This is a genomic window from Solitalea koreensis (genome assembly GCF_900182575.1).
In the GTDB taxonomy this organism is placed as follows: Bacteria; Bacteroidota; Bacteroidia; order Sphingobacteriales; family Sphingobacteriaceae; genus Solitalea; species Solitalea koreensis.
In genome coordinates this window covers 364693-371261 of record NZ_FXSZ01000004.1, presented here as the reverse complement: position 1 = coordinate 371261, position 6569 = coordinate 364693, and the positions used below count along the sequence as shown (strand labels likewise).

Genomic DNA, 6569 nt, shown 5'->3' with positions numbered 1-6569 from the left:
TTGGGCTGCTTTTGGCATCCCTTCTTAACTTGATCTTCGCTTACAATCTGCCGCTCTTCTTTCTACCCTTTCAATGTACTACCGCTGCCTGAATCCCCCCACAGCGGGGTGCAAAAGTAGAAAAATTTTCGCCTTTACAAGCGACAATAAAAATCTTTTTTAATCAAAGTACTCAAGCTACTATAAACCAAGGTTAAAAACTTGAAATAAGAGAAAAGATCTACCAATCTACCTAATAATTATTTACTGACAACAGTACCAGCGTACAGGCTAATTCCGTTTCAATACCATTTTCCACAGCAAGTTTTAATAATTCCTGATTTTCAGTCCCTGGATTAAAAATGATTCGTTTGGGTTTCGTATCTATTATATAGTTATAAAAAAAGGGTTGATTTAAAGGACCTACATATAAAGTAATCGTGTCTATATCTTTATAAATATGATTTACTTGCTCTATGTGTATTCCCGCAACTTCTCCGGAGCTCATTCCAATAGCCACCACAGGATGCCCATGTTGAACCAATCGATGAATTGCTTTGTAAGAGTAACGTTCAGGATTAATAGATGCCCCAAGGACTAATGTTTTCTTTTTTTCAGACATATATAATGTTAAAACAACATCGATTAATAATCTATGCAGATTGATTATGTAAGAATCCCAATTTAATCAGATCTACTGAATTTGAATATTGATCTACAAGCATGTTGGCCCACGTACTCATATACAAAGCAGCATGTTCTGAATCATTAAAATTCAATTTGCCCCCTTCCGTACCAATACAATTAAGAATGCGTGGATCGGAGAGGCGCTCAAGATGTGCCAATTCTTGTGTTGTTAATCCAAATTGAAGCAAATCGAATATAAGATGATCAATGGGATAACCGGAATTGGGGCAATATTCCTCCAATTGCTCACGCCAATCACCTTCACGGACCATAGCCATTTGATGAATCTTACCTTTATCAAGGTTAGTAAGCTTTTGAACTAGGAAACCGCAATTACAGCTTCCCATATGCCCCCATTGATAGGATGAATTGTTTCTAATCTCCAATGCTGCCTCTTGAAGCGCTACAATTAATCTTAATTTCTTATCCATGGATTGAATTTCTTACTTAATTAACCCATGAGCTTAAAATTAGTTTAATGATTTAGAGAGATTATAACAACACAGCCTCCGCGCATTTAATTCCATCAATAGCGGCCGAAACTATACCTCCTGCATAACCGGCCCCCTCCGCACATGGATACAAACCTTTCACTTGAGGATGCTGCAATGTTTCTTTATCACGAGGAATACGTACAGGAGAGGATGTTCTTGATTCTACTCCCACCAAAACCGCATCATTGCTATAATATCCTTTCATTTTTTGTCCAAAAACAGGCAAGGCTCCTTTTAAACTTTTCGAAACAAAAGCAGGAAGTACATCATATAAATTAGAACTTACAATACCAGGAAGGTAAGAGCAATCAGGAAGTGTGGATGAAATCTTACCATTTACAAAGTCCACCATCCGTTGTGCAGGGGCTTTTAACAAACCTCCTCCAACTTTAAAGGCCTGCTGCTCAATTTGCTGTTGAAAATGAAGCATCGCCAAGGGATTCTTATCACTGCTCGGAACATCTTCCAAATTAACCTGAACTACGGTTCCTGAATTTGCATAAGGATTATTTCGCTTTGAAGGAGACCAACCATTTACAACAATCTCATCAAAATCCGTTGCGCAAGGCGCAATAATTCCGCCCGGACACATACAAAATGAGAACACACCCCGATTATTTACTTGTTCGACTAAACTATAGTAAGCCGGAGGAAGATTATCATGACGAACTTCACAACGATACTGCACTTTATCAATTACTTCCTGCGGATGTTCAATTCGTACGCCCAGTGCAAATGGCTTGGCTTCAATTAATATATTCTTGCGATCGAGCAAATAGAAAATATCACGGGCCGAATGTCCGGTTGCCAGTATAACATGATCAGAGTTAAACGAACCTTTATCAGTTATTACTCCTCTTACGGCACCAAATTGAACATCAAGATCAGTAACTTTAGTATTGAAATGAATTTCACCACCTGCGTTTAGAATACTCTCTCGCATTGCAGTAATAATCTGCGGTAATTTATTGGTTCCAATATGCGGACGAGCATCTATCAAAATATCTTCAGAAGCTCCATGTGATACAAATGTCTCGAGCACTTTGTTAACATCACCGCGTTTGGTCGATCGGGTATAAAGCTTACCATCCGAATAGGTTCCAGCACCACCCTCTCCAAAGCAATAATTACTTTCAGGGTTTACAATACCTTGTTTATTAATGTTGGCTAAGTCGCGACGACGCTGCTTAACATCCTTACCCCGTTCAATTACAATGGGCTTTAACCCTAATTCGATTAAGCGCAAAGCTGCAAACATACCCGCAGGACCAGCACCAACTACAATTACAACCTTACTATCTTGTACGTTTTTATACGCTGCATTTTGAATTTCAGGCACTTGTGCAGGTTCATCAACAAAAACCTTCACCTTAATGCGATAAATGGTTTGTTTGGAACGTGCGTCGATAGATCGTTTAAGTATAAGAAAACCAGAAATACGATTTGTATTAATCTTTAGTTTAGCAACAAGCTGCTTACGAAGCTGATTATCATCATTAATAAAATCAGGTAGGATTGTCAGTTCGAGTTCTTGAATCATCGTGTTTTATTGTCAGATATTTATTCTGAAACCAAGACAAAGTTATAACAATTCAAAAAATAAACCCTCTAGCATATTTTTTGTAGATTTGGTTAAAACATTTTAGTTAAATATGAAAAAAATCTCTTTAGGCATTATCGCTTTCTTAGCCCTTTTTTTACTAGTAGGCGGCTGCAATGGCTACAATAACATGGTAACATTAGACCAAAATGTTAAGAAACAATGGGGCCAGGTACAAACATCTTATCAACGTCGTGCTGATCTAATTCCAAATTTGGTAAATACTGTAAAAGGTTATGCAAATTTTGAAAAAGAAACGCTTACACAAGTAATAGAAGCACGTGCTAAAGCCACTGCTGTAAACATTGATGCAAACAATTTGAACCCTGAAAACTTTCAAAAATTTCAAGAAGCACAGCAAGGCGTAAGCTCTGCATTATCAAGGTTATTAGTAACCGTTGAAAAATATCCGGAATTAAAGGCTAATCAAAACTTCCTGGAACTGCAGGCGCAATTAGAAGGTACAGAAAACCGTATTTCAGTGGAGCGTAATAAATTCAATGAAGTAACCGGTGATTATAACACAACAGTAAAACGTTTTCCTAATAATCTTTATGCGGGAATGTTTGGTTTTGCAGAGAAACCTTATTTCCAAGCTGCAGCAGGCTCAGAAAAAGCTCCAACCGTTCAATTTTAATAGGGACTACTGACAAATTAAAATAGTAGAACAGTGAAATCGGGTCGAATTACGACCCGATTTCATATTATGCAACTCTAATTTTATAAATCATGCCTTTCCTTCAAGAACACAATAAACAAAGAGTTAAAAAAGCCATTCAAGCAGCCGAATCATTAACCTCTGGAGAAATAAGAGTTTGTGTAGAAAGACGCTGTTCCGAAGATGTTCTCGACCGAGCTGTGTTTTATTTTAAAGAACTTGAAATGCATAACACTCGAGAACGCAACGGAGTGCTTATTTACCTGGCAATTGATGACCACAAATTTGCAATTATAGGAGATGCAGGAATTAATGCTGTTGTCGAAACTGAGTTTTGGAATAAAACAAAAGAAATTATGCGTAGTTCATTTAAAGAAGGGAATTTGGTTGATGGTGTGATTCTAGGCATTGAAGAAGCAGGCCGCGCCTTGCAGAAATATTTCCCATATACAAGTGATGATAAAAATGAACTTTCAGACGATATATACATCGGCAATGACTAAACTAAAGCCAATTTTTACCTTAATATTTTTACTGGTTACACTGTGTTCCTTTGCTCAAGATTTACCAGAACGACCCAATCCTCCTCGTTTGGTAAATGACTATACCAATACACTTACACCTGAACAAAAAGCCATATTAGAACGGAAGCTGGTAGCTTTTAACGATTCCAGCAGCACTCAAATAGCTGTAGTTATAATACCTTCTTTAAATGGATATGATATTTCTGACTATGCTTTTAAATTAGGCGACAAATGGGGTATTGGCCAAAAAGATAAACGCAACGGGGTATTGCTACTAACTTCAATGAAGGATAGAAAAGTATTTATTGCCGTTGGTTATGGCTTGGAAGGTGCTATACCTGATGCATATGCAAAACGAATTACCTCTACGATAATTAAACCTTCATATCAGGCTGGTAATTATTACAAAGGAATAGAAGATGGCACAGATGCGCTTATTAAACTTGCATCAGGTGAATACCAAGCAGATCCATCTCATTCAAAAGGAATTGGAGTTTTTCCTGTCTTTCTAATCATATTTCTTGTATTCATCGTAATTTCTTTCATAAGCAGACGAAGCCAATACCAACACATAGCAGGACGAGGCGCCGGATCTGATCTTCCTTTCTGGATGTTGATGACCATGCTTGGAAATAGAGGACATAGAAATCGTGGTAACTGGGATGATTTTACAGGAGGGGGCGGAGGCTTCGGTGGCGGTGACAGTGGAGGCTTTGGAGGATTCGGTGGTGGCAGTTTTGGCGGAGGTGGAGCCGGAGACAGCTGGTAATCAATGAATAAAACAAAAAAAGCATTAAACATATAAGTTTTAAAACAAATAGTCGTAAATTTATATCAGTTTAACAGTTCCTTTTTTTTGCGCACAGCAGAGTTTAATACTCTGCAAAGTATTACTCCTCATTGTGTGCGTTAGAGGAGTAGAAGTAAAATTGGAATTTTTATTCCGTCAAGTCCGTTAAGATAAAGTTGATTTTAAAGTGATCGTTAAAAAATTTAATAATGATCGTTTTACATTTCAACAATATCAAGCGGACTTGTTTTATTTACAGATCTAACCTATATAAAAAAAGCTGTTTCTATATTCGAAACAGCCTTCATTATCTACATTAAGTATTTTTATAAGCCTTAGCTCATTTTTAACTTCTTTTGAATATCCTGAACCCAATTCTTGAATTTCTTATCCGTATCAATCAAATCCTCTACCGTTTGACATGCGTAAATCACAGTAGAATGATCTCTACCTCCATAAAACTGCCCAATTGTTTTAAGAGAAGCTTTGGTATGATTTTTAGCCAAGTACATCGAAATTTGACGGGCCTGAACAATTTCTCGCTTACGCGTTTTCGACTTCACCATTTCCATAGGGATCTCAAAGTATTCGCAAACTAACTTTTGAATAGACTCCATTGAGATTTCTTTAGAAGAATGCTTTATAAAGTTCTTCAGCATTTGTTTTGCCAAAGGAAGATCAATCTCCTTACGATTCAATGTTGAATGAGCAAGCAATGAAATCAACGCACCTTCAAGTTCACGAATATTGTTATCAATATTATGTGCCACGTACTCTATAACTTCATGCGGAAGAGTGATACCATCCGCACGCATTTTCATATTCAGAACAGCAATGCGAGTATCCAGATCTGGTACCTGTAAATCAGCAGACAGCCCCCATTTAAAGCGCGAAAGCAAACGTTCTTCTAAGCCCACTAAATCTTTCGGAGCCTTATCGCATGTCATTATAATTTGCTTGCCACTAGTGTGCAAATGATTAAAGATGGTAAAGAAAATATCCTGCATTTTCTCTTTCCCTGAGAAAAACTGAACATCATCCATAATCAACACATCAATGAGCTGGTAAAAATTCACGAAATCATTGATAGTATTGTTCTTTAATGAGTCTACGAACTGCTGACCAAATTTTTCAGCCTGAACGTAAAGCACCATTTTATCGGCATAAGAAGTTTTAACAGATGACCCTATAGCTTGCGCTAGGTGAGTTTTCCCCATTCCGGCTCCACCGTATATAAATAACGGATTAAAGGAAGTACCACCCGGCTTAGCAGCCACCGCAAAACCTGCAGAACGTGCTAAACGATTACAATCACCTTCTACAAAATTATCGAATGAATATTTCGAGTTAAGCTGAGGGTCAATATTAAGCTTCTTTAAACCTGGTATAACAAAAGGATTCTTGATATCTGCTCCTAAAGTTACGGGCATAGCAACCGGATGGTTTCTCAGTTCCCCATTACTGTTGGTTGGCACATTAATAGTGTGCCCCTTGCCACGTTCAGATGCACGCTCCATAACAATGTTGTACTCTAAACGACCGCCTGTTCCCAGTTGATGCTTAATAGTTTTACGCAATAGAGAAACGTAATGTTCTTCCAGCCATTCGTAAAAGAAAACACTAGGCACCTGTATGGTCAATACGTTTCCCTCAAGCTTCAAAGCCTTTATCGGCTCAAACCAAGTTTTGAAGCTTTGCGCAGGAACGTTGTCTTTTATTATTTGAAGACAATTCATCCACACAGAATGACAAGTTCTATTCATAATCATTACGTCGAAAATTATAAAAGATTGATTTTTAAGTGAGTCGGGAAAATGAACATTCGCCCTGTTTCTTT

General features: G+C 37.6%; 7 protein-coding genes. 3 read left to right on the top strand and 4 right to left on the bottom strand.

Annotation, left to right across the window (positions count from 1 at the left end):
* Nucleotides 1–232: 232 nt before the first annotated feature.
* The 3 genes from FN756_RS08890 to FN756_RS08880 form a co-directional block, all read right to left on the bottom strand.
* Nucleotides 233–601 (bottom strand): CoA-binding protein, encoded by a 369-nt coding sequence (locus FN756_RS08890; protein ID WP_142603419.1) that lies wholly within the window; start codon nucleotides 599–601, stop codon nucleotides 233–235.
* A gap of 31 nt (nucleotides 602–632) precedes the next feature.
* The gene (locus FN756_RS08885; protein WP_142603417.1) at nucleotides 633–1097 is read right to left on the bottom strand and encodes a hypothetical protein; all 465 of its coding nucleotides are present in this window, start codon (nucleotides 1095–1097) and stop codon (nucleotides 633–635) included.
* Nucleotides 1098–1158: 61 nt separating this feature from the next.
* Nucleotides 1159–2700, bottom strand: coding sequence for an NAD(P)/FAD-dependent oxidoreductase (locus tag FN756_RS08880; protein WP_142603415.1), 1542 nt, complete (start codon nucleotides 2698–2700; stop codon nucleotides 1159–1161).
* Nucleotides 2701–2812: 112 nt separating this feature from the next.
* Between FN756_RS08880 and FN756_RS08875 the strand changes: the two genes are divergently transcribed.
* From FN756_RS08875 to FN756_RS08865, 3 genes are all read left to right on the top strand, one after another.
* Nucleotides 2813–3397 carry a LemA family protein gene (locus FN756_RS08875; protein ID WP_185955234.1) on the top strand — a complete coding sequence of 195 codons (585 nt, stop codon included), beginning with the start codon at nucleotides 2813–2815 and terminating at the stop codon, nucleotides 3395–3397.
* Between the two features lie 92 nt (nucleotides 3398–3489).
* Entirely contained in the window at nucleotides 3490–3921 is a 432-nt protein-coding gene (locus FN756_RS08870; RefSeq protein WP_142603413.1) for a TPM domain-containing protein, read from the top strand.
* Nucleotides 3914–4711 (top strand): TPM domain-containing protein, encoded by a 798-nt coding sequence (locus FN756_RS08865; protein WP_142603412.1) that lies wholly within the window; start codon nucleotides 3914–3916, stop codon nucleotides 4709–4711. Before FN756_RS08870 ends, FN756_RS08865 begins: the two co-directional genes overlap by 8 nt.
* Nucleotides 4712–5067: 356 nt before the next feature.
* Here the strand turns inward: FN756_RS08865 and dnaA are convergent, their stop codons facing one another.
* On the bottom strand, nucleotides 5068–6495 hold the full coding sequence (dnaA, locus tag FN756_RS08860; RefSeq protein ID WP_142603410.1) for a chromosomal replication initiator protein DnaA: 1428 nt from the start codon (nucleotides 6493–6495) through the stop codon (nucleotides 5068–5070).
* Nucleotides 6496–6569: the final 74 nt, after the last annotated feature.

What these genes read in the sequence shown, in the direction of transcription:
- dnaA (WP_142603410.1), bottom strand. Translation starts at nt 6,495, where the DNA reads ATGAATAGAACTTGTCATTCTGTGTGGATGAATTGTCTTCAAATAATA.
- FN756_RS08885 (WP_142603417.1), bottom strand. Translation starts at nt 1,097, where the DNA reads ATGGATAAGAAATTAAGATTAATTGTAGCGCTTCAAGAGGCAGCATTG.
- FN756_RS08880 (WP_142603415.1), bottom strand. Translation starts at nt 2,700, where the DNA reads ATGATTCAAGAACTCGAACTGACAATCCTACCTGATTTTATTAATGAT.
- FN756_RS08865 (WP_142603412.1), top strand. Translation starts at nt 3,914, where the DNA reads ATGACTAAACTAAAGCCAATTTTTACCTTAATATTTTTACTGGTTACA.
- FN756_RS08870 (WP_142603413.1), top strand. Translation starts at nt 3,490, where the DNA reads ATGCCTTTCCTTCAAGAACACAATAAACAAAGAGTTAAAAAAGCCATT.
- FN756_RS08875 (WP_185955234.1), top strand. Translation starts at nt 2,813, where the DNA reads ATGAAAAAAATCTCTTTAGGCATTATCGCTTTCTTAGCCCTTTTTTTA.
- FN756_RS08890 (WP_142603419.1), bottom strand. Translation starts at nt 601, where the DNA reads ATGTCTGAAAAAAAGAAAACATTAGTCCTTGGGGCATCTATTAATCCT.